The sequence below is a fragment of the Pseudomonas sp. CIP-10 genome (assembly GCF_020911845.1).
GTDB classification, from domain to species: Bacteria; Pseudomonadota; Gammaproteobacteria; order Pseudomonadales; family Pseudomonadaceae; genus Aquipseudomonas; species Aquipseudomonas alloputida.
In genome coordinates this window covers 1,510,903-1,534,682 of record NZ_CP087160.1, presented here as the reverse complement: position 1 = coordinate 1,534,682, position 23,780 = coordinate 1,510,903, and the positions used below count along the sequence as shown (strand labels likewise).

At 62.6% G+C, this 23,780-nt stretch carries 21 protein-coding genes; 8 read left to right on the top strand and 13 right to left on the bottom strand.

From position 1 onward, the window contains the following. Positions 1-23: 23 nt before the first annotated feature. Positions 24-3,929 carry an ATP-dependent RNA helicase HrpA gene (gene hrpA, locus LMH93_RS06950; RefSeq protein ID WP_003254617.1) on the bottom strand — a complete coding sequence of 1,302 codons (3,906 nt, stop codon included), beginning with the start codon at positions 3,927-3,929 and terminating at the stop codon, positions 24-26. A gap of 571 nt (positions 3,930-4,500) precedes the next feature. Between hrpA and LMH93_RS06945 the strand changes: the two genes are divergently transcribed. Together LMH93_RS06945 and LMH93_RS06940 are read left to right on the top strand one after the other, a co-directional pair. Then, positions 4,501-5,865, top strand: a complete 1,365-nt coding sequence (locus LMH93_RS06945) for a glutamine synthetase family protein (RefSeq protein WP_003254618.1) — start codon at positions 4,501-4,503, stop codon at positions 5,863-5,865. A 24-nt stretch (positions 5,866-5,889) separates the two neighbouring features. Continuing rightward, a complete protein-coding gene (locus tag LMH93_RS06940) occupies positions 5,890-7,197 on the top strand; it encodes an NAD(P)/FAD-dependent oxidoreductase (RefSeq protein ID WP_003254619.1) in 1,308 nt (435 codons plus the stop codon). A 286-nt stretch (positions 7,198-7,483) separates the two neighbouring features. Here the strand turns inward: LMH93_RS06940 and fadD1 are convergent, their stop codons facing one another. After that, positions 7,484-9,181: a long-chain-fatty-acid--CoA ligase FadD1 gene (gene fadD1 / locus LMH93_RS06935; RefSeq protein WP_003254620.1), complete on the bottom strand. Its 1,698-nt coding sequence runs from the start codon at positions 9,179-9,181 to the stop codon at positions 7,484-7,486. 331 nt (positions 9,182-9,512) lie between these two features. Further along, entirely contained in the window at positions 9,513-11,201 is a 1,689-nt protein-coding gene (fadD2, locus tag LMH93_RS06930; protein ID WP_019750689.1) for a long-chain-fatty-acid--CoA ligase FadD2, read from the bottom strand. Between the two features lie 218 nt (positions 11,202-11,419). Here fadD2 and LMH93_RS06925 point away from each other — a divergent pair, with 218 nt between their 5' ends. Beyond that, complete coding sequence (locus tag LMH93_RS06925; RefSeq protein ID WP_014860682.1) at positions 11,420-12,364, top strand: alpha/beta hydrolase; 945 nt, start codon at positions 11,420-11,422, stop codon at positions 12,362-12,364. 34 nt (positions 12,365-12,398) lie between these two features. Beyond that, positions 12,399-12,869 (top strand): MaoC family dehydratase, encoded by a 471-nt coding sequence (locus tag LMH93_RS06920; RefSeq protein WP_014755701.1) that lies wholly within the window; start codon positions 12,399-12,401, stop codon positions 12,867-12,869. A 118-nt stretch (positions 12,870-12,987) separates the two neighbouring features. On the opposite strand, the gene LMH93_RS06915 is transcribed toward LMH93_RS06920, so the two are convergent. The 5 genes from LMH93_RS06915 to LMH93_RS06895 form a co-directional block, all read right to left on the bottom strand. Further along, positions 12,988-14,226: an RNA polymerase sigma factor gene (locus LMH93_RS06915; protein WP_003254625.1), complete on the bottom strand. Its 1,239-nt coding sequence runs from the start codon at positions 14,224-14,226 to the stop codon at positions 12,988-12,990. Beyond that, complete coding sequence (locus LMH93_RS06910; RefSeq protein WP_003254626.1) at positions 14,226-14,711, bottom strand: SRPBCC family protein; 486 nt, start codon at positions 14,709-14,711, stop codon at positions 14,226-14,228. The genes LMH93_RS06915 and LMH93_RS06910 overlap by 1 nt, the downstream gene beginning before the upstream one ends. Before the next feature lie 21 nt (positions 14,712-14,732). Next, positions 14,733-15,077, bottom strand: a complete 345-nt coding sequence (locus LMH93_RS06905; RefSeq protein ID WP_014860684.1) for a YciI family protein — start codon at positions 15,075-15,077, stop codon at positions 14,733-14,735. A gap of 44 nt (positions 15,078-15,121) precedes the next feature. Continuing rightward, entirely contained in the window at positions 15,122-15,547 is a 426-nt protein-coding gene (locus LMH93_RS06900; RefSeq protein ID WP_014860685.1) for a YybH family protein, read from the bottom strand. A gap of 188 nt (positions 15,548-15,735) precedes the next feature. Continuing rightward, positions 15,736-15,993, bottom strand: a complete 258-nt coding sequence (locus tag LMH93_RS06895) for a DUF2790 domain-containing protein (RefSeq protein WP_003254632.1) — start codon at positions 15,991-15,993, stop codon at positions 15,736-15,738. A 318-nt stretch (positions 15,994-16,311) separates the two neighbouring features. Between LMH93_RS06895 and LMH93_RS06890 the strand changes: the two genes are divergently transcribed. Then, positions 16,312-16,716, top strand: a complete 405-nt coding sequence (locus LMH93_RS06890) for a GNAT family N-acetyltransferase (protein WP_144000369.1) — start codon at positions 16,312-16,314, stop codon at positions 16,714-16,716. Here LMH93_RS06890 and def read toward each other — a convergent pair. The 3 genes from def to LMH93_RS06875 form a co-directional block, all read right to left on the bottom strand. Next, a complete protein-coding gene (gene def, locus LMH93_RS06885) occupies positions 16,671-17,207 on the bottom strand; it encodes a peptide deformylase (protein ID WP_098091209.1) in 537 nt (178 codons plus the stop codon). The genes LMH93_RS06890 and def overlap by 46 nt on opposite strands. Continuing rightward, positions 17,207-18,163, bottom strand: coding sequence for a YihY/virulence factor BrkB family protein (locus LMH93_RS06880; protein WP_003254637.1), 957 nt, complete (start codon positions 18,161-18,163; stop codon positions 17,207-17,209). The genes def and LMH93_RS06880 overlap by 1 nt, the downstream gene beginning before the upstream one ends. A 160-nt stretch (positions 18,164-18,323) precedes the next feature. After that, on the bottom strand, positions 18,324-18,503 hold the full coding sequence (locus tag LMH93_RS06875) for a CsbD family protein (RefSeq protein WP_003254639.1): 180 nt from the start codon (positions 18,501-18,503) through the stop codon (positions 18,324-18,326). 235 nt (positions 18,504-18,738) lie between these two features. On the opposite strand from LMH93_RS06875, the gene LMH93_RS06870 reads away from it, so the two are divergent. Further along, on the top strand, positions 18,739-19,119 hold the full coding sequence (locus LMH93_RS06870) for a hypothetical protein (protein ID WP_003254641.1): 381 nt from the start codon (positions 18,739-18,741) through the stop codon (positions 19,117-19,119). A 5-nt stretch (positions 19,120-19,124) separates the two neighbouring features. Here the strand turns inward: LMH93_RS06870 and LMH93_RS06865 are convergent, their stop codons facing one another. Beyond that, positions 19,125-19,961 carry a CvfB family protein gene (locus LMH93_RS06865; protein WP_003254644.1) on the bottom strand — a complete coding sequence of 279 codons (837 nt, stop codon included), beginning with the start codon at positions 19,959-19,961 and terminating at the stop codon, positions 19,125-19,127. 130 nt (positions 19,962-20,091) lie between these two features. Here LMH93_RS06865 and LMH93_RS06860 point away from each other — a divergent pair, with 130 nt between their 5' ends. Beyond that, the gene (locus tag LMH93_RS06860) at positions 20,092-20,952 is read left to right on the top strand and encodes a DUF6279 family lipoprotein (RefSeq protein WP_003254646.1); all 861 of its coding nucleotides are present in this window, start codon (positions 20,092-20,094) and stop codon (positions 20,950-20,952) included. Between the two features lie 19 nt (positions 20,953-20,971). Here LMH93_RS06860 and aceK read toward each other — a convergent pair whose 3' ends face one another. Beyond that, the gene (gene aceK, locus LMH93_RS06855) at positions 20,972-22,687 is read right to left on the bottom strand and encodes a bifunctional isocitrate dehydrogenase kinase/phosphatase (protein ID WP_003254647.1); all 1,716 of its coding nucleotides are present in this window, start codon (positions 22,685-22,687) and stop codon (positions 20,972-20,974) included. A gap of 204 nt (positions 22,688-22,891) precedes the next feature. Between aceK and LMH93_RS06850 the strand changes: the two genes are divergently transcribed. Continuing rightward, on the top strand, positions 22,892-23,767 hold the full coding sequence (locus tag LMH93_RS06850) for a DMT family transporter (RefSeq protein WP_004576045.1): 876 nt from the start codon (positions 22,892-22,894) through the stop codon (positions 23,765-23,767). Positions 23,768-23,780: the final 13 nt, after the last annotated feature.

Genomic DNA, 23,780 nt, shown 5'->3' with positions numbered 1-23,780 from the left:
AAGTTTGCCACAAATAATAGAGGTTAGCCTTCCACCTGACTCCATTGTTTGCTCAATCGCTTGTCAGAAATCGGCACCTTGGTCCCCAACTGCTGGGCAAACAGCGACACGCGATATTCTTCCAGCCACCAACGGTACACAGTCAGTTGCTCATCGCGCTTGCCTTCCTGGGCATGCTTGTCGGCACGGGCCTTGTACTGCGCCCACAAATTGGCCAGCTCGCCGCTCCACACCCGGTCCTTCTGTACTTGCGAGCCGAGTTTCTCGAGGCGCAACTCAACCGCCTTGAGGTAACGCGGCAACTCCTTGAACCACACCCCAGGCGTTTCGCGCACGAAGCCCGGGTACACCAGGTTGCCCAGCTGCTGCTTGATGTCGTTCAGCGCCACCGCTTGGCTCAGGTCGATCTTGCCCTTGAAGCGCTTCTGCAGCCCATGCCACAGCTTCAGCACTTCCAGGGTCTGCCTTGCCAGGCGCTCGGCATGCTCGGCCCAGCTGCCGCGCTTGCGTTCAGCCAGCGCGGCCAAGGCCGCGCCATCACGTGGCAACGGTTGTTCGCCTTCAAGGATGCAACTGTCCAGGCTGGCCAGCAGAATGTCTTCGACCAGCGCCTCGACCCGCCCCATTTCACGGTACAGCAGGCCCAGCTCGGTCAGCCCCGGCAGCTTGCCGCGCAGGAACTTGGCCGGCTCGGCCAGTTGCTGCAGCAACAGCCGTTGCAAGGCGCGGCGGTGCTGAAACTCGGCTTCGGCCTGGGTCGAGAAACGCCCCTCACGCACAGTGCCGTTGTCTTCCACCAGCGCCGGGTACACGGTCATCGACAGGCCGGCGATCTTCTGCTGGGCGGTCTGCTTCACTTCGCTGAAGGCCTTGGCCTGCACCGGCTGCTCACCCTTGGCGTCACGCGGCACGGCCAGGGCAGCCTGGCTGGCGGCAGCAAAGCGCGCGGTCAGTTCCGCCAGGTCGCGGCCTTCGCCAAGGAACTTGCCCTGGCCATCGACCACTTCGATGTTCATGCGCAGGTGGCCTTCGACCTGGTTGACCGACTCGTCCCAGGCCTCGTCCGACACACGTGCACCGGTCATGCGCAGCAGCTCCTGGCCCAGGGCCTGCGGGAGCGCCCCTTGGCCGAAGGTCATGCGCGCCAGCGAAGCCTTGACGAAGTCAGGTACCGGGACAAAGTTCTTGCGCAGGGCCTTGGGCAGGTTGCGCACCAGCGCCACGCATTTGGCCTCCAGCAGGCCCGGCACCAGCCACTCCAGGCGCTCGCCCGGCAGGCTCGGCAACAGCGGCGCCGGCACCCGCACCGTCACACCATCGCGGGGGTGGCCGGGCTCGAAGTGGTAGCTCAGCGGCAGGCGCAAATCGCCCACCTGCATACTGTCGGGGTACTGTGCGGCGGTCACTTCGCTGGCCTCGCGGGCCAGCACGTCCTCCTCGCGCATGATCAGCAGGTTGGCGTCCTTCTGGCTGCCCATGCGGTACCAACTGTCGAAGGTCGCCGTCTGGTGGATTTCCGCCGGCAGGCGCGCTTCGTAGAAAGCGTACAGCGTTTCTTCGTCAGCCAGAATGTCACGCCGGCGAGCCTTGGCTTCCAGCTCGTCCAGCGCTTCAAGCAGGCGTTTGTTGGCCGCCAGGCACTTGGCCCGCGACTGGATTTCGCCACCCACCAGGCCTTCACGGATGAACAGCTCGCGCGAGGTCGCCGGGTCGATCGGGCCGTAGTGCACCGGCCGACGGCCGACCAGGATCAGCCCGTAGAGCGTGATCTGCTCGTAGGCCACCACCTGCCCGCGCTTCTTCTCCCAGTGCGGCTCGAAATGGTTTTTCTTGATCAGGTGGCCGGCCAGCGGCTCGATCCAGTCCGGCTCGATCTTGGCCACCATGCGCGCATACAGCTTGGTGGTTTCGACCAGCTCGGCAGCCATGACCCACTGCGGGCGCTTGCGTCCCAGGCCCGACGATGGATGCACCCAGAAGCGCCGCTGGCGGGCGCCTTGGTAGTCGCCCTCTTCGGTCTTCTGGCCGATCTGGCTGAGCAGCCCGCTGAGGATTGCCTTGTGCATCTTCTGGTAATCGGTCGGTTCTTTGTTCACCGTCAGCTGCAGGTCACGGCAAATCAGCGCCAACTGACGATGAGCATCGCGCCACTCGCGCAGCCGCAAGTAGTTCAGGAACTGCTTGCGGCACCAGTTGCGCAGCGGGTTGGCAGTCAGCGCCTGGCGTTGTTCCTCGAAGCCGCGCCACAGGTTGACCAGCGCAGCGAAGTCCGAGTCCACGTCCTTCCACTGTGCGTGCGCCTGATCGGCGGCCTGCTGGCGTTCTGGAGGGCGTTCACGCGGGTCCTGCACCGACAGCGCGCTGGTGACGATCAGCACTTCCTGCAGGCTGCCCAGGCGCGCGCCTTCAAGCAGCATGCGGCCCAGCCGTGGGTCGATCGGCAAGCGCGCCAGCTGGCGGCCAATTGGCGTCAGCTGGTTCTCGCGGTTAACCGCCGAAAGCTCCTGCAACAGGTTGAAACCGTCGCTGATGGCTTTGCCATCCGGCGGCTCGATGAACGGGAAGGCATCGATTGCGCCCAGGCGCAGGTGCAACATCTGCAGGATCACCGCCGCCAGGTTGGTGCGCAGAATCTCCGGGTCGGTAAACGCTGGCCGGCTGTTGAAGTCCTCTTCGCTGTAGAGACGCACGCAAATGCCCGGCTCGACCCGGCCGCAACGGCCTTTACGCTGGTTGGCACTGGCCTGTGACACCGCCTCGATCGGCAGGCGCTGGACCTTGGCGCGGTAGCTGTAGCGGCTGATGCGCGCGGTACCGGTGTCGATCACATAGCGGATGCCAGGCACGGTCAGCGAGGTTTCGGCGACGTTGGTGGCCAGCACCACGCGGCGCCCGGTGTGCGGTTGGAAGATACGCTGCTGCTCGGCCGGCGACAGGCGCGCGTACAGCGGCAAAATCTCGGTATGGCGCAATTGCGCCTTGCGCAGGATCTCGGCGGCATCACGGATTTCCCGCTCGCCCGGCAGGAAGATCAGCACATCGCCCGGCCCCTTGCCCTCGCTACGCTCGTGCTGCGCCAGCTCGTCGAGGGTGGCAAGGATGGCCTGATCGACGGTGAGGTCATCCTCGATCTGGTTGCCCTCCTCGTCCTGTTCGCTGGTCAGCGGGCGGTACCAGGTGTCCACCGGGAAGGTGCGCCCGGACACCTCAATGATCGGCGCACCGTCGAAGTGCCTGGAGAAGCGCTCCAGGTCGATGGTGGCCGAGGTGATGATCAGCTTCAGGTCCGGTCGACGATGCAGCAACGTTTTCAGGTAGCCGAGCAGGAAGTCGATGTTCAGGCTGCGCTCGTGCGCTTCGTCGACGATGATCGTGTCGTAGCGTTCAAGGAAACGGTCGTGCTGGGTTTCGGCCAGGAGGATGCCGTCGGTCATCAGCTTGACCAAGGTATTGGAATCGCTCTGGTCTTCGAAACGCACCTGGTAGCCGACCAGCGCGCCCAAGGGCGTGCCCAGCTCTTCGGCGACTCGCGCGGCCACGCTACGCGCTGCGATCCTGCGTGGCTGGGTATGGGCGATCAACCCATGGCTGCCACGGCCAAGTTCCAGGCAGATTTTCGGCAACTGGGTCGTCTTGCCAGAGCCGGTCTCGCCGGCGATCACCAACACCTGGTTTTCGGCCAGGGCCTTCTTGATTTCGTCACGCTTGGCGGCGATGGGCAGGTTGTCGTCGTAGCGTACGGTCGGCACGCTCTGCTGACGCGCGGTGACCTGAGCGCAGGAGGCCTGGACCTTCTCCACCCACTGCGCCAGCTTCGCCTCGTCGGGGCGCTTGCGCAGTTCGTGCAGTTGCCGGCGCAGGCGATGGCGGTCGGCAATCATGGCGTGGTCGAGGTTTTGCAGCAGTTTGTCGATGGCGTGGTCAGTCATGGGGCTTTTTAGTGATGCAGGTGAGCCTGCTTTTTCATGATCGGCATTCGGAAAGTCGGGCGATTGTCGCAGATTTGCGGATTCTCTGCTGCTTGCACGCGCCCTGTGAGAGCGGCCTTGTGTCGCGATAGGGCTGCAAAGCGGCCCCAGCAACTTCTGAATGGTCGCTGATGGCCGGAGCCCGCTACGCGGCCCTTTCGCGACGCAAGCCCGCTCCCACTTTGACCGTGATGCTTTCACCAGAATGTTTAGCCAAGTGCGATGTAAAGGTTGCCATTCACTGCTTTAATCAACCTTACGCCGCATGTGAGTATCAAAGGCATGACTCCCGCCCAGCCTATCGCCCCACCGTCGTCCCGCCCTTCGCTACCGAAGGCCCGGAGCCGTGCCGGGGAAAATCCGCTGGTCCACATCATCCTCGCCTTCTGGGCCTTGTGGCACTGCCGTCACGCGCGCCCACCGGACACCTCGCTCACGCCATTGTGACCAAACCCGGCCACCGTCTGGCCGTTTGACTCAACTGGGCCGCCTGCTTGCGCGGTGGCCCTGCGCGCCTATGAGCGAATTGATCATGCACTTTGCCCCTGTAGAGCAGGCTACCCGTTTTCTGGCCGACAACCCCGATATCGAGCTGTTCGAACTGTTCATCCTCGACGCCAACGGTGTGCCACGCGGCAAGCTGTTGCACCGCGAGGAACTGCTGGCCGTGTACCAGACAGGCCGGCCACTGCCCAGCACCATCCTTGGCCTGACCCTCAATGGCGACGACGTGGAAAACTCCGGCCTGGTGTGGGATGTAGGCGATATCGACTGCCGTGCCTACCCGCTTGACGGCAGCCTGGTGCGGCTGCCCTGGCGCCGGGTGCCAACCGCTGCAGTGCAGGTGAGCATGCACCCCAGCGAGGGGCTGCCGGCCAGCATCGCTGACCCACGCCATGTGCTGCTGCGCACCATCGAAGCGTTGAAGGCCGATGGTTACCACCCGGTGATGGCCTGCGAGCTGGAATTCTACCTGCTTGACCAGCAGCGTGATGCCCAGGGCCGCCCACAACCGGCACTGGACAACGATGGCGGTCGCCCACGCAGCACCCAGGTCTATGGCCTGCGCGAACTGGAGCAGATCGAACCGTTCCTCGCCGACCTGTACGCTGCCTGCAAGGCCCAAGGCATCCCGGCGCGCACGGCCATTTCCGAGTACGCCCCCGGCCAGGTGGAAATCACCCTGGAGCATGGCGATGCGCTGCAGGCGATGGACCAGGCGGTGCGCTACAAGCGCCTGGTAAAAGGTGTGGCCCATGCCCACGGCATGCAGGCCTGCTTCATGGCCAAGCCATTTGCCCAACTGGCCGGCACCGGCATGCACATGCACCTGAGCCTGGCCGACAGCGCCGGCAACAACCTGTTCGCCAGCGAAGACAAGGCCGGCACCCCGCTGCTGCGCCAGGCCGTGGCCGGCATGCTGCGCCACCTGCGCGACTCGCTGCTGCTGTTCTGCCCCAACGCCAACTCGTACCGACGTTTCCAGGCCAACAGCTATGCGCCCCTGGCGCCAACCTGGGGCGTGGACAACCGCACCGTGAGCCTGCGTGTGCCAGGAGGCCCTGCCAACAGTCGCCATGTGGAGCACCGCATCTGTGGCGCGGATGCCAACCCTTACCTGGCTGCAGCGGCGATCCTCGCTGCCAGCCACCGCGGCATCCGCGAACAGCTTGACCCAGGTGCCCCCGTTGAAGGCAACGGTTACGCTCAGGCCACCGAACACCTGCCCACCGACTGGCTGACCACCCTCGACGCCCTGCAACATTCCGAATGGGCCCGTGAAGCACTGGGCGAAGACTTCCTTGGCGTGTACCTGAAGGTCAAGCGCGCCGAGTACCGCCAGTTCATGGCTGAAGTCAGCGAACAGGACTGGCGCTGGTACCTGCACCAGGCCTGAGCCCCTACAAAACAAGGAACACCCATGAACGCAGCATTGAACAACGGCCCGGCGCAGCGCGCGCCGTCCTATTACAGCGCCACCCTCAACGACCACAGCGAGTACCCGCAACTCAAAGGCACGGTGCAGGTGGATGTGGCGATCATCGGCGGTGGCTTTACGGGCGTGGCCACGGCGGTTGAACTGGCCGAGCGCGGCCTGAAGGTCGCCATCGTCGAAACCAACCGTATCGGCTGGGGCGCCAGCGGTCGCAACGGCGGCCAGGTCACCGGCAGCCTGTCGGGCGACGAGGCCATGCGTTCGCAGATGCGCAACCACCTGGGCGCCGAAGTGGACGATTTCATCTGGCACTTGCGCTGGCGTGGGCACCAGGTGATCGAGCAGCGCGTGGCGCGCTATGGCATCGATTGCGACCTCAAGCGTGGCCACCTGCATGCAGCCATGAAGCCTTCGCACATGAACGAACTGCGTGCGTTCGAGGCCGAAGCACAGCGCCGCGGCATGGGCGAGCAGGTGCAACTGCTCGACCGCGCTGCAGTGGCGGAGCATCTGCAAAGCCCGCTTTATCTGGGCGCGTTGAAGAACCTGCGCAACCTGCACCTGCACCCACTCAACCTGTGCCTGGGCGAAGCCCGTGCCGCGCATGGCCTGGGTGCACTGATATTCGAAAATTCCGAAGTGCTGGACATCGTCCATGGCCCGCGCCCGGCGGTGGTTACCGCCCACGGCCGGGTCGAGGCACGCCAGGTGATGTTGGCCGGCGATGTGTATCACAAGCTGGAAAAGCGCCAGCTCAAGGGCAAGATCTTCCCGGCCATGGGCGGTATCGTCACCACCGCGCCGCTGGGTGAACTGGCCGAGCAGATCAACCCGCAGGACCTGGCGGTGTACGACTGCCGCTTCGTCCTCGACTACTACCGCCTGACGGCCGACAAGCGCCTGCTGTTCGGCGGCGGCGCCAACTACTCAGGCAAGGATTCACGCGACATCGAAGGCGAATTGCGCCCCTGCATCGAACGCACCTTCCCGGCATTGAAGGGGGTGCCGATCGAGTTCCAGTGGAGCTGCGCCATGGGCATCGTGGTCAACCGCATCCCGCAGCTGGGCAAGCTGTCGGACAACGTGTGGTACTGCCAGGGTTACTCGGGGCACGGCATTGCCACCAGCCACATCATGGGCGAGATCATGGCCGAAGCGTTGACCGGCACGCTGGAGAAGTTCGACACCTTTGCCCAGTGCAAGCATGTGCGGGTGCCGATGGGGGACTTGCTGGGGAACCCGCTGCTGGCGGCGGGGATGTGGTATTACCAGATGCTCGAGAAACTGCGCTGAGTTGCGCGGATGTAGGCGCGGGTTTACCCGTGAAAGAGCCGGCCCTGCTGACCCTTCTCCACCCGCCGTTCACCGTTGTCGCCACTACCGCATTCGCGGGTAAACCCGCTCCTACAGGGGCTCACAGTGTCTGAAGACGGCGCCGCATCTTATTGTGGGGCCTTGTGTCGCGAAAGGGGCGCAAAGCGCCCCCAGCCATTGTTGCATCGCCGCCGAAACCCCAGGGCCGCTTCGCGGCCCTTTCGCGACACCAGGCCGCTCCCACACTGAGCGTGCAGGCTTATGGTCAGGCGATCTTCTTCAAGCCTTGCTTCTTGAGCTCTTCATCACGCAGTTCGCGGCGCAGGATCTTGCCCACGTTGGTGGTAGGCAGCGAATCGCGGAACTCGATGTGGCGCGGTACCTTGTAGCCGGTAACGTTGGCACGCATGTGCTCCATCACCTGCTCCTTGGTCACGGTCATGCCCGGCTTGACCACGATGAAGACCTTGATCACTTCACCCGACTTCTCGTCCGGCACACCGATGGCAGCGCACTGCAGCACGCCCGGCAAGGCCGCCAACACGTCTTCCAGCTCGTTGGGGTACACGTTGAAGCCCGAGACCAGGATCATGTCTTTCTTGCGGTCGACGATGCGCATGTAGCCGTCCGCCTGGATCACGGCGATGTCGCCGGTCTTCAGCCAGCCTTCGCTGTCGAGAATCTCGGCCGTGGCATCTTCACGCTGCCAGTAGCCCTTCATCACCTGCGGGCCCTTGACACACAGCTCGCCCACTTCGCCAAGCGGCAGCTCATTGCCGGCGTCGTCGATGACCTTGCACAAGGTCGACGGCACCGGAATACCGATGGTGCCCACCTGGTTCGCTTCCGACGGGTTCACCGCCGCCACCGGGCTGGTTTCGGTCATGCCGTAGCCTTCGCAGATGGCGCAACCGGTAACGGCCTTCCAGCGCTCGGCCACGCTTAGCTGCAAGGCCATGCCGCCCGACAGGGTGATTTTCAGCGCCGAGAAATCCAGGGCTCGGAACGCCTCGTTATTGCACAAGGCGACGAACAGGGTGTTAAGGCCCACAAAGCCGCTGAACTTCCACTTGCCCAGTTCCTTGACCATTGCCGGCAAGTCTCGCGGGTTGCTGATCAGCACGTTGTGGTTGCCGATCAGCATCATCGCCATGCAATGGAAGGTAAACGCATAGATGTGGTAAAGCGGCAGCGGAGTGATGAGGATTTCGCAGCCTTCGTGCAGGTTGGCGCCCATCAGTGCCCGGCACTGCAGCATGTTGGCCACCAGGTTGCGATGGGTCAGCATGGCGCCTTTGGCCACGCCGGTGGTACCGCCGGTGTATTGCAGCACCGCCACGTCGTTGGCCTGCGGGTTGGCCTCGGTCACTGGCTGGCCCTTGCCCAGCGCCAGGGCGTCATTGAAACGCACGGCCTGCGGCAGGTTGTAGGCCGGCACCATCTTCTTCACGTACTTGATCACGCTGTTGATCAGCAGGCGCTTGAGTGGCGGCAGCAGGTCGGCCACTTCGGTGACGATAACGTGCCTGACCTGGGTTTTGGGCACCACTTTTTCGGCCAGGTGGGCCATGTTGGCCAGGCACACCAGGGCCTTGGCACCCGAGTCGTTGAACTGGTGTTCCATCTCCCTCGCGGTGTACAGCGGGTTGGTGTTGACCACGATCAGCCCGGCACGCATGGCACCGAAGACCGCGACCGGGTATTGCAGGACATTGGGCAGTTGCACGGCAATGCGGTCACCCGGCTTGAGGTCGGTATGCTGCTGCAGCCAGGCGGCAAACGCCCCCGACAACGCATACAACTCGCCATAAGTGATAGTCTTGCCCAGGTTGCTAAAGGCCGGTTTGTCGGCAAAGCGTTGGCAGGATTGCTTGAGTACCGCCTGGATATTGGGGAATTCGTCAGGATTGATTTCCGCCGTAATCCCGGCTGGGTACTTATCCTTCCAAAAATTTTCGATCATGGAAGCCCACTCCTTCAGCAACAGCGAAGTTCGATTCACGCGTCGATGCGCTTATTATTGATATGAGATGACGGTTCGTTGCAAACCGGATCATCTGGAAGCGGGCCGAGAGTAACAGCTTTGTCTGGGGTCGCCTAGAGGCCAAAACAGGCCTTGCGGCCACAAAAATGACTCAATGAACAATACAGGTCATTTTTAGAGTAATTATCCAAAATGTCGCAGATAAGGCTGTATATGGCCTGTTAGAGCGGTTTAGAGGCATTCGCGGGTAAACCCGCTCCTACATTGGCGGTGTAGGAGCGGGTTTACCCGCGAAGAAGCCATCCCGGTATCACGCTATATCGCGCAACTCCCGCCGCAGAATCTTGCCCACCGGCGTCATGGGCAACGATTCGCGCAGCACGATGTGCTTGGGTACTTTGTAGCCGGTGAAGTTGGCCTTGCAGTAGGCCTTCAGCTCATCAACGCTCAGCCCCCCCTCGCGCGGCACCACGAACAGCTTGACCGCCTCGCCGGAACGCTCGTCCGGCACGCCGATAGCCGCACAGTTGGCGACCTTGGGGTGCCCCATCACCACATCCTCGATTTCGTTGGGGTACACGTTGAAGCCCGAGACGATGATCATGTCCTTCTTGCGGTCGACGATGCGGGTGAAGCCGTCCGGGTCGATCACCGCGATATCACCGGTCTTGAACCAGCCTTCTGCATCCAGTGCCTGGGCCGTTGCCTCGGGCTGCTGCCAGTAACCCTTCATGACCTGCGGGCCTTTGATGCAAAGCTCGCCCCGCTCGCCCAGCGGCAGTTCGTTGCCATCATCATCGATGACCTTGAACGCAGTACCCGCCACGGGGATGCCCACCGTACCCAGACGCGCCAGCTGGCCATAGGGGTTGGTGCTGGCCACCGGCGAGGTCTCTGTCAGGCCGTAGCCTTCAACGATGCGGCACCCGGTAAGGTCTTCCCAGCGCTCGGCGGTGGCCTTGACCAGCGCGGTGCCACCAGAGTTGGTGACCTTCAGCGCCGAGAAGTCCAGCTGACGGAAGCCCGGGTGGTCCATCAGTGCGACAAACAAGGTATTGAGGCCCAGCAAGGCAGAGAAACGCCACTTGCCCAGCTCCTTGATGAAGCCGGGAATATCCCGAGGGTTGGTAATCAGCACGTTATGGTTGCCGGTGACCATCATGCACATGCAATTCGCGGTGAAGGCATAGATGTGGTACAGCGGCAGCGGCGCGATCATCACTTCCTGGCCGTCCTTCAGCAGCTTCTGCCCATCGGGGCCGTGCTGCGAGAAGCAGGCCAGCACCTGCAGCATGTTGGCCACCAGGTTGCCATGGGTGAGCATGGCGCCCTTGGCCAGGCCGGTGGTGCCGCCGGTGTACTGCAGCACGGCGATGTCATCGAGGTTCAGCGACACCGGTTTGGGCGACAGCCTGCGGCCCTCGCGCAGCACCTGCTTGAACGGCACCGCCTGGGGCAACTGGTAGGCCGGCACCATCTTCTTCAACTTGTCGACCACGGTGTTGACCAGCCAGCCCTTGGCGGCCGGCAGCAGGTCGCCCATCTTTGCCTCGATCAGGTACTCGATACCGGTATCGGGCAGCACCTCCTGCACGCGCTTGCCGAACATGTTCAGGTACACCAGCGCACGCGCGCCACTGTCCTTGAACTGGTGGCGCATCTCGCGCTCGGTGTACAACGGGTTGGTATTGACCACGATCAGCCCGGCGCGCATGGCACCGAATACGGCGATGGGGTACTGCAGCACATTGGGCATCTGCACGGCAATGCGCTCCCCCGGTTTGAGGTCGGTGTGCTGCTGCAACCAGGCAGCGAAGGCTGCCGAATGGCGCTCCAGTTCCGCGTAGCTGAGGGTCACGCCCAGGTTGCTGAACGCCGGGCGGTCGGCAAAGCGCTTGCAGGAGCGCTCGAACACCTCGACCACCGAGGCGTAGGCATTGATGTCGATGGTGGAAGGCACGCCTGCCGGGCGCTTGTCATTCCAGAAGTCGGCTTGCATTTATTATTGTTCCTCTGCCTGGACCTGCACTGCGTCCTTTAGTCCTTTACCTGACCGCCTGCCGGCGAAAAGGCGTTGATTCGACGTTAGCAGGTAAACCCAAGGTGGCATATACGCCAAGTGCCGCCATTAACATTGTGAATCTTATTTGTGCCCCTCCTGCAATCCGGCCGGTTGTGCATACACTGTTCGGGTAACCGCGCGCACAAGGACCCGCCATGCCTCACGACGCCTTCTGGCTGCCCGCCAGTGAGCACTGCAGCCTGTACGTACACCAATGGCTGCCGGCCACACCGGTAAAGGCCGTGGTGCTGCTGGCCCATGGCATGGCCGAGCATGCCGGGCGCTACCAGCGCCTGGGCCAGGCCCTGAGCGAGGCCGGCTTTGCCCTGTTTGCTGCCGATCAGCGTGGCCACGGGCGCACTGCCGAGCTGGGCAACCTCGGCCTGTTCGCCCGCCATCATGGCTGGAATGCCGTGGTCAACGACCTGGGATGTGTGGCCCAGCATATCGGCCAGCAGTACCCGTGCACGCCGCTGTTCCTGTTCGGCCACAGCATGGGCAGCTATATCGCCCAGGCGTACCTGCTGCATCACAGTGGCAGCCTGCACGGGGCTATCCTCAGCGGCTCCAACTACCAACCGGCCGTGCTGTACCGCTTTGCGCGGCTGATTGCCCGGCTGGAATCCTGGCGCCAGGGGCCACTGGGCAAGAGTGCACTGATCGAATGGTTGTCCTTCGGTTCGTTCAACAGCGCCTTCAAGCCCAATCGCACAGCCTTCGACTGGCTCAGCCGCGACCCGGGCGAGGTCGATCAGTACGTGAACGACCCGTTGTGCGGCTTTCGCTGCACCAACCAGTTGTGGCTCGACCTGCTGCAAGGCTTGGCGCAGATCAGTCAGCCGGGTAACCTCGCGCAGATCGATCCCAACCTGCCGATGCTGGTGATTGGCGGTGAATGTGATCCGGTCAGTGCCGGCAAGCGTCTCACCCATCTGGCCGACGCCCTGCGCGCGACCGGCAACCGACATGTACAGCTGCGCGTCTACCCGGAGGCGCGGCATGAAGTACTCAACGAAATCAACCGTGGCGAGGTCATCGCCGATATTCTCTGCTGGCTTGAACAGGCGCTGGCCCTTGGCCGCCCTGCGCGCAGTGAATGATAGCCGCCCTCGCCCAACGCTTAAGGAAGCATCGATGTCCCAGGTCACCAACACGCCTTACGAAGCCCTCGAAGTCGGCCAGACGGCCGAATACAAGAAGTCCGTTGAAGAACGTGACATTCAGCTGTTCGCCGCGATGTCCGGTGACCACAACCCGGTTCACCTGGATGCCGAATTCGCCGCCAAGAGCATGTTCCGCGAACGTATTGCCCATGGCATGTTCAGCGGCGCGCTGATCAGTGCGGCAGTGGCCTGCACACTGCCTGGCCCTGGCACCATCTACCTGGGCCAGCAGATGAGCTTCCAGAAGCCGGTGAAAATTGGCGACACCCTGACCGTGCGCCTGGAAATCCTCGAGAAGCTGCCCAAGTTCAAGGTGCGCATCGCCACCAACGTCTACAACCAGAACGACGAGCTGGTGGTCGCGGGTGAAGCCGAGATCCTGGCGCCGCGCAAGCAGCAGACCGTCGAGCTGGTGTCGCCGCCGAATTTTGTGGCGAGCTGAAGTGTGATGCAGCCAGCACCTACTTCAAGGCTGCTCTCCTGGGTAACCCGCTAATTCGTTGATTTAGCGGGCAGCCTGTGGGATATGGGCTGGCCCGCAAAGAGCCGGCCCCCCCACATCATTCGATAGCCTGCAAACGCCGCTCGATATGCCGCCGCTCAGGCGCCTGTCGGGTCAAGGCCAGCGCCTGCTGCCAGGCCGCTCGCGCCTCTTCTACCTGCCCCAGCTGGCAATGCAACTCGGCGCGCGCCGCATGTGCCAGGTGATAGTCCAGCAACTCCCCCCGCGCCAGAATCCCTTCGACTTCCCGCAAGCCAACCTCCGGCCCATCCCGCTTCGCCAGCGCCACCGCCCGGTTAAGCGCCACCACCGCTGATGGCCAATACCGCTGCAATACGTCATACAGGCCGACGATCTCTCCCCAGTCCGTCTCTTCAGCCGTCGCCGCTTCGGCATGCACGGCAGCAATCGCCGCCTGGACGGTATAGGCCCCGAACGCACGGCTCTGCAGGGCCTGGCGCACCAGGGCACAGCCTTCGGCAATAAACTGCCGGTCCCACAAGCTACGGTCCTGCTGCTCCAGAACCACCAAATCGCCTTGGCCATCGATGCGCGCCCGCTGCCGGGACGCCTGCAGCAGCATCAACGCCAGCAGGCCGACTGCCTCCGGGTCGGGCAGCAACTGCACCAGCAACCGCGCCAGGCGAATGGCTTCATCGCTCAATTCCTGCTGCAGCAGTGTTTCGCCCGATGACGCCGAATAGCCCTCATTGAACACCAGGTAGATCACCCGCAACACGCTTTCCAGGCGCTCGGGCAGCTCATTCAGCTCCGGTACCTGGTACGGTATGCCCGCGTCACGGATCTTGGCCTTGGCACGCACGATCCGCTGGGCGATGGTTGTCGGGCTTTGCAGAAAGGCGCGGGCGATCTGCTCGGTGGTCAGGTCGCAGACTTCGCGAAGCGTCAATGGCACCTGAGCGTCGGCCGACAGGGCCGGATGGCAACAGGTGAAGATCAGCCGCAGGCGGTCATCCGCCAGCAGTTCTTCTTCACTGGGGTCCTGCGCCTGACCATCCAGCAGCATGCTCAAGTCCGCCTGGGAGCGGTCGAAGCGGACGCGCCGGCGCAGCGCGTCGATGGCCTTGAAGCGCCCGACAGAGACCAGCCACGCTCGCGGGTTTGCGGGGATACCGTCGCGTTGCCAGCGCTCGACGGCAATGAAGAAGGCGTCATGCATGGCCTCCTCGGCCAGGTCAAAATCACCCAGCAAGCGGATCAGTGTCGCCAGTATGCGCCGCGACTCCTGCCGGTACACGGCCTCGACTTCGGCGCTCACCTGGGCCAGTGCTGCCATCAGTCGGGCATCCGCTGGGTCACCACCTCCACCAGGCGGTCCAGGCTTTCTCCCCAGCCTTGGTGGAAGCCCATTTCTTCATGAGCCCGGCAGTCGGTGGCATTCCAGTGCCAGGCACGGGCGGTGTAGCGGGTTTTGCCCTGTTCCTCGTCAAAGCTGATCACGGCGGTCATGAAGGCCTTGTCCGACGGCACCCAACCGGGGCCGAAGGCATCGGTGAACACCAGCCGGCGTGGCGCGGCAATTTCCAGAAAGACGCCCTGGTTCGGGTACTCGCTGCCATCCGGCGCGCGCATCAAGGTGCGAAACAGGCCACCGGCCCACAACTGCATCTCACACTCCGGGGTGGTCATGCCGCGCGGCCCCCACCACTGCATCAGCCACTGGGGTTCGGTCCAGGCGCGAAATACCTTGGCCGGTGGGGCGTCGATCAGGCGGTTGATGGACAACTCGTGTTGCGCCTGGGCAATGGGGGCAAGGCTCATGCTAATTGTTCTCCTTGGCTGTCAGGGTTGCAGCTCGCGCACCGGTCGCACCTCGACACTGCCGACCCGCGCAGCAGGGATGCCCTTGGCGATATTCAGCGCTTCGTTGAGGTCGCGGGCCTCCACCAGGTAAAAGCCCGCCAGTTGCTCCTTGGTTTCGGCGAACGGGCCGTCGGTCAGGCTCATGCGCCCGTTACGCATACGCACCGTGGTGGCCGTCTGCACCGACTTCAGCGCCTCGGCCGCCAGCATGCGCCCGGAACCGTGAATGGCTTCGGCGTAGGCCATGCATTCAGCGTCTGCCGGGCTGTCGGGCAGGCTGTGCAACAGCCCCTCGTCACAATAGACCAGGCACAGGTATTTCATGGTCGCCTCCAAGGCATTGGCAAAGTGCGTTTGGCGATAAAGGCTCAGGGCTTGAGATCGAACAGGGCCTTTTGCGTTTCCATGTCGAAAGGCGCCGACCAGTGTTCGTGGATGACCTGCCACTGGCCGCCTTTACGACGATAGCCCACCGTGGCGCGCATGAAGCCGCACTGGCTTTCGTCGTCGCCCGGGCCGCAGCGGTTCAGCCAATGGGCCAGGGCCAGATCGCCAGCGGCGTACACGGTAAGTTGGGCAAGTTCGAACACCATGGGGCCGGTGCACATGCCCATGCACATTTCCCAGTGCGCCGTGTAGGCGGACTTGCCTTTGAATTGCAGGGCCTGGATGGCATCGAAGGCGACGATATCGTCGGCATAGGGGGCGATGATGCCCGGGATGTCGCGATCGCGCACGGCTTGCATCCAGCGCTCGATCAATTGGCGGATTTCGGATTCGGCTGCGGTGCTCATCGGGGGTACCTCCGACAGATCATAGGGGGCACGGTGTGTGACGCGTGCCTTCAGCTATGGTCGAACGGGAAGCGGAGGATTCGACAGGCGGGGACATTATTCTGTATTGGCGGAGCACCTGGGTGATCGCATCAGGGCCAGCAAGTGCCCGCCACAGCGTTTTCAGCCCCTGTGGCGGGCACCGCCAGTCAACCCTGCTGGCAACCTTCTCCCATGGCACGGTACTGGATGGTGTGCACCTGGCCCTGATGGTCTTCATAGGTCATGGTCGCAGGTACCACTTCGCAGACATTGGGGATGGTCGACAGGTTGATCACCCGCTTGATGTCCAGGTTCATCGAGTAGTCGTACTGCTGAGCCACAGGCTCGCTGGAGACGGGTTTGGCCTCATCGGCGAGGGCGAACGAGGACATACCGACCAATGCAAGAATCAGTAATGGTTTCATGTGGTTTTGCCTTTAGAGCGTTCAAGCTGATCGATTGACTTCTATTGCCGTATCCGGCGCGGAGAAGTTGTCATCTAGGGTCTAGATGGCACGAAGTACCGATCCCGCTTCGTACTGCCAGGGGGGATGAAGAAAATTCTACTCCCGGCCAGTAATAGTTGAACCCCGGAGTCGGATATTCACCCTTGCCGGTTTTGCAACAATCTGCGACAAAGTGACCGCAAATCATCAGGCCAGAGCCTCTGGCCACGTTTCAGGGTAGGACTCACCATTTCTGAAAAATTGTCCTGTTCGACGCTTTCGGACACAGAACGCCGTTTGCTGGACCACTTCTACCGCCAGCACAGTTCACGCATGCGCGCTGCAAGCGACGCCGAACTGTGGGTAGCGCGGGACCCTGGCATCATCGCCGGGCTGAGCCTGAGTGCGGTGGGTGAGGGATTCTGGCTGACGGGCCTGTTCGTCGCCCCGCAGCGACGCAACCAAGGGGTGGCCGCGCAGTTGATCGAGGCAGCACTGTCGCAGGTTGACGGGCCCGTCTGGCTGTTCTGTCATCCCGACCTGACGCCCTTCTACCAGCGCCTGGGTTTCGACCTGGCCCAACAGCTGCCAGAAGCCCTGGCCAGCCGCCTGCTTCGCTACCAGCGCAACAAACGCCTGGTAGCCCTGCAGCGAGGTCAGTCGTCGCTGACCTCAAGCCCAGGGAACAGCACATCGGTGTAGCCGAACCTGGCAAAGTCCTGGATGCGCGAGGGGTATAGCCGGCCGATCAGGTGGTCGCACTCGTGCTGCACCACCCGCGCATGGAAGCCATCGGCAAAGCGGTTGATCGGGTTGCCCTGGGGGTCGATGCCCTGGTAGCCGATATGCTTGAAGCGCGGCACCACGCCGCGCAAGCCAGGCACCGACAGACAACCTTCCCAGCCGTCCTCGATCTCGCTTGAGGTCGGGGTGATGACCGGATTCAGCAGAATGGTCTGCGGCACCGCCTCGGCATCGGGGTATCGCTCGCTGCGCTCGAAGCCGAAGATCACCAACTGCAGGTCGATGCCGATCTGCGGGGCGGCCAGGCCCACACCGCCTACGTGACGCATGGTTTCGAACATATCGTCGATCAGTTGCTGCAGTTCGGCACTGCCAAGCATGTGCTCGGGCACTGGCGGAGCGATGCGCAGCAGGCGTTCGTCGCCCATCTTGAGAATGTCACGGATCATCAGGGGTTCGGCTCGACGCTATGAGGCTTGCTCGGGTTCGGGTGCTCGTGACCCAGTACAGTCAAGGTTTCCTTGGGCTTTTCCCCGTCGAAGTCTTTCTCGCCCGGGTTCTTGCCTTCGGCTGACATGTGCTCGATCACCGCATTCATTTCGGCGCCGAGCAGCAGCACGGCAGCCGAAATATAGAAATACAGCAACAGCACGATGATTGCACCAATGCTGCCGTACATGGCGTTGTAGTCGGCAAAGGTCTTCACGTAGTAGGCAAAGCCCAGTGAGGCCACGATCCACACCACAACCGCCAGCACCGAGCCCGGGGTGATGAAGCGAAACTGCTGTTTCACATCAGGCATCACGTAATAGATCAGGGCCACTGCCACCATCAGCAGAATGATGATCACCGGCCAGCGCAGGATGGTCCACAGTGTGACGATGAACTCCTGCATGCCGATCTGGGCGGCTATCCATTCCATCACCTGCGGGCCCAGCACCATCAGCGCTGCGGCCGCCAGCAGCATGCCAGCCAGGCCCACGGTGTAGAAAATGGAAAGCGGGATACGCTTCCACACCGGGCGCCCTTCGGGCACATCGTAAGCGGCGTTCATGGCGCTCATCATCAGGCGCACGCCGGCGGAGGCGGTCCACAGGGCGATCACGATACCCACCGACAGCAGCCCGCCCTTGGATTGTTGCAACTGGTCGATCACCGGGTTCACCTGCTCCAGCGCCTGGGGCGGTAACACCAGTTCCGATTGCAGACGCAGCCAGGAGAAAAAGTCCGGCAAGTGCAGGAAACCGATCAGGGCAATCAGGAACAACAGGAAGGGGAATAGCGAGAACAGCGCCTGGTAGGCCAGCGCTGAGGCATAGGTGGACATCTCGTCGTCGAGGAATTCCTTGACGGTGCGAACCAGCACGCGGTGCAGGGGCAAGCCGCGCAGGTCGGGGAAAATCATAGCGTCTCCTTTCGCCGCTTGATCGTTACACAGGCAAGTCTAATAGACCGTGCCCGTGCTGTGCTGCTCCCGGCCGTGATTGAAGAATTTGCTTACGAATAGTGCCGGCCTCTCCGCGGGTTTACCCGCCAGAGGCCGGCACAGGCCGCCTCACCTCAAGTCAAGGCTTCTTCACCGCATCCTTCACATTGCCCTTGATCTGTTGCGCCTCGCCTTTAAGCTCCTGCGCCTTGCCTTCGGCCCGCAGCTTGTCGTTGTCGGTCACCTTGCCAACACCCTGTTTCACGTTGCCGATCGCTTCGTTGGCCAAGCCTTTCGCTTTGTCTTTAGTACCGCTCATGGCAAAACTCCTGCAAATGGAGACACGTGAACCGTGTCGACAGTAGGTTGACCCAACGCCTGGGCCAGGAGTTTCAACGGATTTTCCGGCCAGAAGCCGAACGGTAAAACGGCAGGCGAATACCGCCCAAGCCCACGAAGAGGCCGGCACAGGCACCGCAAGTCACAAACCTTGCCCCGCCCAGTGCCACCCCTCACAATGCAGGCCTTCATAGCGTCAACTCGCAGGAACCTGCATGAAACTCGACAAACCCGCCGCCATCGCCCGGCGCAACGAAGCACTGGCCCGGCCGGTGCTGACCAGCAGCAATACCCTGTTCGCCATCCTGGACAACAAACGCAACCTGTGGTGGTTCGAAGTGCCAGTGGCACTGCTGGGCAAGGGCCAGGCCGACTGGGTCAACCTGCTGCTGCACACGCCAGAAAGCGATGAACTGCAGCACCTGAAGGTGCCCACCAATTTCCTCAAGGCTCACCTGGAGCAGATGGAAGTGCGCAAGCCTGGCAAGCGCCGCTCCACCATCAGCCTGGCCCTCAGCGCCGACCGTGACTCGCTGCTGCGCGACACCCGTCCGGGTGGCGAGCAGCTGGACTTCCGCAACTTCGTACAGGCGTAAGGCCGTCAGGCTTTCTCGATGCGATCGTCATGGATGACGATCAGGCCCTGCTTGAACAACCCGCCAATGGCCTTCTTGAAGTTGCCCTTGCTGACGTTGAACAGCTTGCTGATCAACGCAGGGTCACTCTTGTCGCACACCCCCAACACCCCGCCTTCGGCTTCCAGGCGCGCCATGATCTGCTCTTGCAGGGTGTCCGCCAGGGCGGCGCCTACCGGCTGCAGGCTCAGTGAAAGCTTGCCGTCCTGGCGCACTTCCTTGATGAAACCTTTCTCGTGCATGCCCGAGCGCAAGAACTTGAACACCTCGTTCTTGTGGATCAGGCCCCAGTGGCGGTTGTTGATGATGGCCTTGAAACCCATCGGCGTTTCGCCGGCCACCAGCAGCTCGACCGGCTGGCCAACCTTGTAGTCGGCCGGGGTGACATCGAGGTAGCGGTCCAGGCGCGACGTGGCAGTGATCCGGCGGGTGCGCTTGTCGAGGTACACGTGCACCACGCAGTAATCACCGATCTTCAGTGGCCGTGCCTCTTCCGAGTACGGCATCAGCAAGTCCTTGGACAGGCCCCAGTCCAGGAAGATACCGGCACCGTTGATGTCCTTGACCTTCAGGCTGGCGAACTCGCCAACCTGCACCTTGGGCTTCTCGGTGGTGGCGATCAGCTGGTCTTCGCTGTCTAGGTAGATGAACACGTTCAACCAGTCATCGACCTCGGTCTCGGCGTTTTTCGGGATGTAGCGCCCGGGCAGCAGGATTTCGCCATCGGCGCCGCCGTCCAGGTACAGACCGAAGTCCACGTGTTTCACGATTTGCAAACTGTTGTAACGCCCAAGCAGAGCCATTTCCGATGATCCTCAAGACAAGGCGGCTATTCTACACCTGAAGCCACCACATGGCCCGACCACTCATGCAGTGGAACCGCCAGGCCGCACTTGCATCTACCTTCTGGCCAGCCTGAGGAAGGAACAGCACATGCCGCTACGCCTGCCCAAAGCCCTGCTTATCGCCATCGGCTTCGCCCTGGCCTTGGCCGCCTGCAGCCGCATCGACCTGGCCTATCGCAACCTCGACCGCCTGGTGCCGTGGTCGCTGAGCGACTACCTGGACATGAACCGCGAGCAAAGGGCGCTGCTGGACGATCGGTTGCGCGAGCACCTGGCCTGGCATTGCAAGACTCAACTGCCCGGCTACCTCGACTGGCTCGACCGGCTACGTGACATGGTCGCCGACGACCAGGTCACCGACCAAGCGCTGCAGCAAAGCACCCGGGAGGTCCGTGAGGCAATTGGTCGGGTGGCCGAGGAAATCACCCCTTCGGCCACCGAACTGCTGCGCGGCATGAGCGACGACCAGGTAGCGCAGATGCGTGAAGCCTTCCGCGATGACATCAGTGAGCGGCAAAAGCAGTATGTGGATACACCATTGCCGAAGCAGATGGCCCGCCGTAGCGAGCGCATGGAAAAACGCCTGACGCCATGGTTTGGCGAGTTGACGGCGGTACAGAAGCAACGCATCCAGACCTGGTCTCAAGCGCTGGGTGATCAGAACCGTGAATGGATCGCCAACCGTGCCCACTGGCAACAGCAACTGCTGTTGGCGATGAACCAGCGCAACGACTCCAGCTTCGAGCCGCGCCTGGCGACCTTGTTGCAGCGCAAGGAGAGTTTGTGGACACCCGAGTACCGGGCGGCGTATCAGAATACCGAGCGGCAGGCGCGCAGCCTGCTGGTGGACCTGGTGCGGCAAAGCACGCCGCAACAGCGGCGGTTCCTGCAGGAACGGCTGAGCAAGGTGCGTACCCATTTGAGCGAGATGAAGTGTTTGAAGGCGTGACAGGTCTGTTCGACCTGATTCACCGGGCCTTGCGCCGATACGGAAACACATCGATCACTTTCCCCTCACGTATCGCCGCCTGCAGCCCCTTCCAGTAATCCGCGTCATACAGTTCCCCATGCAAGCGGCTGAACAACCGCCGCTGGCCCATATCGGCAAACAGAAACGGCGGAAACTCTTCGGGGAACACATCATGCGGCCCGATCGAGTACCACGGCTCGCCCGACATTTCGTCCTCCGGGTAACGCGGTGGCGGAATGTGGCGGAAATTCACCTCGGTCAGGAAGCTGATTTCGTCATAGTCGTAAAACACTACCCGGCCATGACGGGTCACACCAAAGTTCTTCAGCAACATGTCGCCGGGGAAGATGTTCGCCGCCGCCAGCTGCTTGATGGCCAGGCCGTAGTCCTCCAGCGCCTCCAGCACCTGGCCCTCGGTGGCATGCTCCAGGTACAGGTTCAACGGCGTCATGCGCCGCTCGGTCCAACAGTGGCGGATCAGCACCGTGTCGCCCTCCAGCGCCACCGTCGACGGTGCCACCTCCAGCAACTCGGCCAGGCAATCCGGCTCGAACTTGCTGCGCGGAAAGCGAAAATCGGCAAACTCCTGGGTGTCAGCCATACGCCCCACCCGGTCGACGCTCTTCACCAGCCGGTACTTGTCGATCACCGTGGCGCGGTCCACGGTTTTCGATGGCGAGAAGCGGTCCTTGATGATCTTGAACACCGTATTGAAGCCGGGCAAGGTGAACACGCTCATGACCATGCCCCGCACCCCTGGCGCCATGACAAAGCGGTCATCACTGCTGGCCAGGTGGTTGATCAGCGCGCGGTAGAACTCCGACTTGCCCTGCTTGTAGAACCCGATCGAGGTGTATAGCTCGGCAATGTGCTTGCCCGGCAGGATGCGCTTGAGGAAATTGACGAACTCGGCGGGCACCGGGACATCGGCCATGAAGTAAGAGCGGGTAAACGAAAAGATGATCGACACCTCGGCCTCGTCGGTGATCAGTGCATCGGCTTCGATACCGTGGCCCTCGCGGTGCAACAAGGGAATCACCAACGGCCACTGCTCATCGCTGTTGTACAGGCGGCCGACCAGATAGGCCCCCTTATTGCGGTAAAGCACGGGTACAAACAGCTCCACGGCCAGCGCCGGGTCCTTGCACACCCAGTCGGGCAGGCATTCGCGCAGTTGTTCTTCCAGCCGCGCCAGGTCGCCTTCCAGGTCGCCATACGGCATGTCGAACGGGTAATCGGCGAACACCGCGCGCAGCAAGTTCCTGAGACTGCCGTCAAGCCGATAGGTACGGGTTTGCGCCGCGCGCTCGCGGCCGCGCATGGAAGGCCGGGTCGTGTGGATGAACATGCAGCCGTCGCTGATCAGGTCATGGCTGAACAGGCTGCAAAACAGCGAGTTGTACCAGGTCTCTGCCAGCTCGTCGTCCAGGCGTGGGTCGATCAGGTGGATATAGGCGTTTTTCACCAGCGGCCACTGTTCCACGTCCAGCAGCACCTCTGCGGCAAAGGCCTGGCGCAGCCAACCGTTGACTTCGGCGACTTTCTCTTCGTAGAGATTGATGCGGGCGGCGGCGGCCTGCTGGATATCCTGCCAGCGCGCCTGCTCGAAGCGCTGGCGAGCACCCAGGGTGATGCGCTGGAAATGATCGCGGTAGTCGTCGAAGCCGGCGAGGATCATCCGGGCGATTTCGACAGCGGGCCAGGGCTGGGACATGCGTGGGGCCTCGGAGCTGGGATTGAGTACAGAGCTTAGCCGCCCTTGGCTTCATGGGTTACGGCCATTGAAGGCCCGAGCTGTAGTTGCAGCTGCCTTGCCCAGAGCCCCGCAGCCCAAGAGGAATTACACAGCAAGAAAGCACAAGAATCCCCCCGCCCCGTGGCGTACACTCGCGCCCCTGCCTTACCTCCGGAGACCGTTGTGAGCCCCATCGCCCTAGCCCGCCTGCTGACCCTTGCCGCCGTCTGGGGAGCGAGTTTCCTGTTCATGCGCATCATCGCCCCCGAACTGGGCACGGTGCCGACCGCGTTCTTCCGGGTTTCCATCGCCTGCCTGGGCCTGATCGTGCTTCTGGCCGCCGCCCGCGTGCGCTGGGACTTCCAGGGCAAGCTCGGTGCGTGCCTGGTGCTGGGCATGATCAACTCCGGCATCCCCGCCACCTTCTACTCGGTGGCGGCCCAGGTGCTGCCGGCCGGCTATTCGGCGATCTTCAACGCCACCACTCCGCTGATGGGTGTGCTGGTCGGCGTACTGTTCTTCCGCGAGCCAATGACCCTGGCCAAACTCTGCGGCATCTTCCTTGGCCTGTTCGGCGTCGGCATCCTCAGCGGCGCCGGCCCGGTGGCACTGGACATGGCCCTGCTGCAAGGCGCCCTCGCCTGCCTGGCGGCCACCACCTGCTACGGCTTTGCCGGGTTCCTCGCCCGCCGCTGGATCAGTGGCCTGGACAGCCGTCTTTCCGCGCTGGGCAGCATGCTCGGCGCAACGCTCATGCTGACCCCGCTGTTCGGCTGGAGCGCACTCACCCAACCGCCCGCCAGCTGGGGGGGCTGGGAGGTGTGGTTGTCGTTGCTGGGGCTGGGTTTGCTGTGCACCGCCTTTGCCTACATCCTGTACTTCCGCCTGCTCGAGGAAATCGGCCCGGTAAAAGCCAGCACCGTAACGTTCCTGATCCCGGTATTCGGCGTATTGTGGGGGGCATGGCTGCTGAATGAGCCGTTGTCGATGGCGCACCTATACGGCGGCCTGCTGATTGGCCTGGCCTTGTGGCTGGTGCTGCGCCCGGCGCGCAGCTGAAGCGGAGTACGGC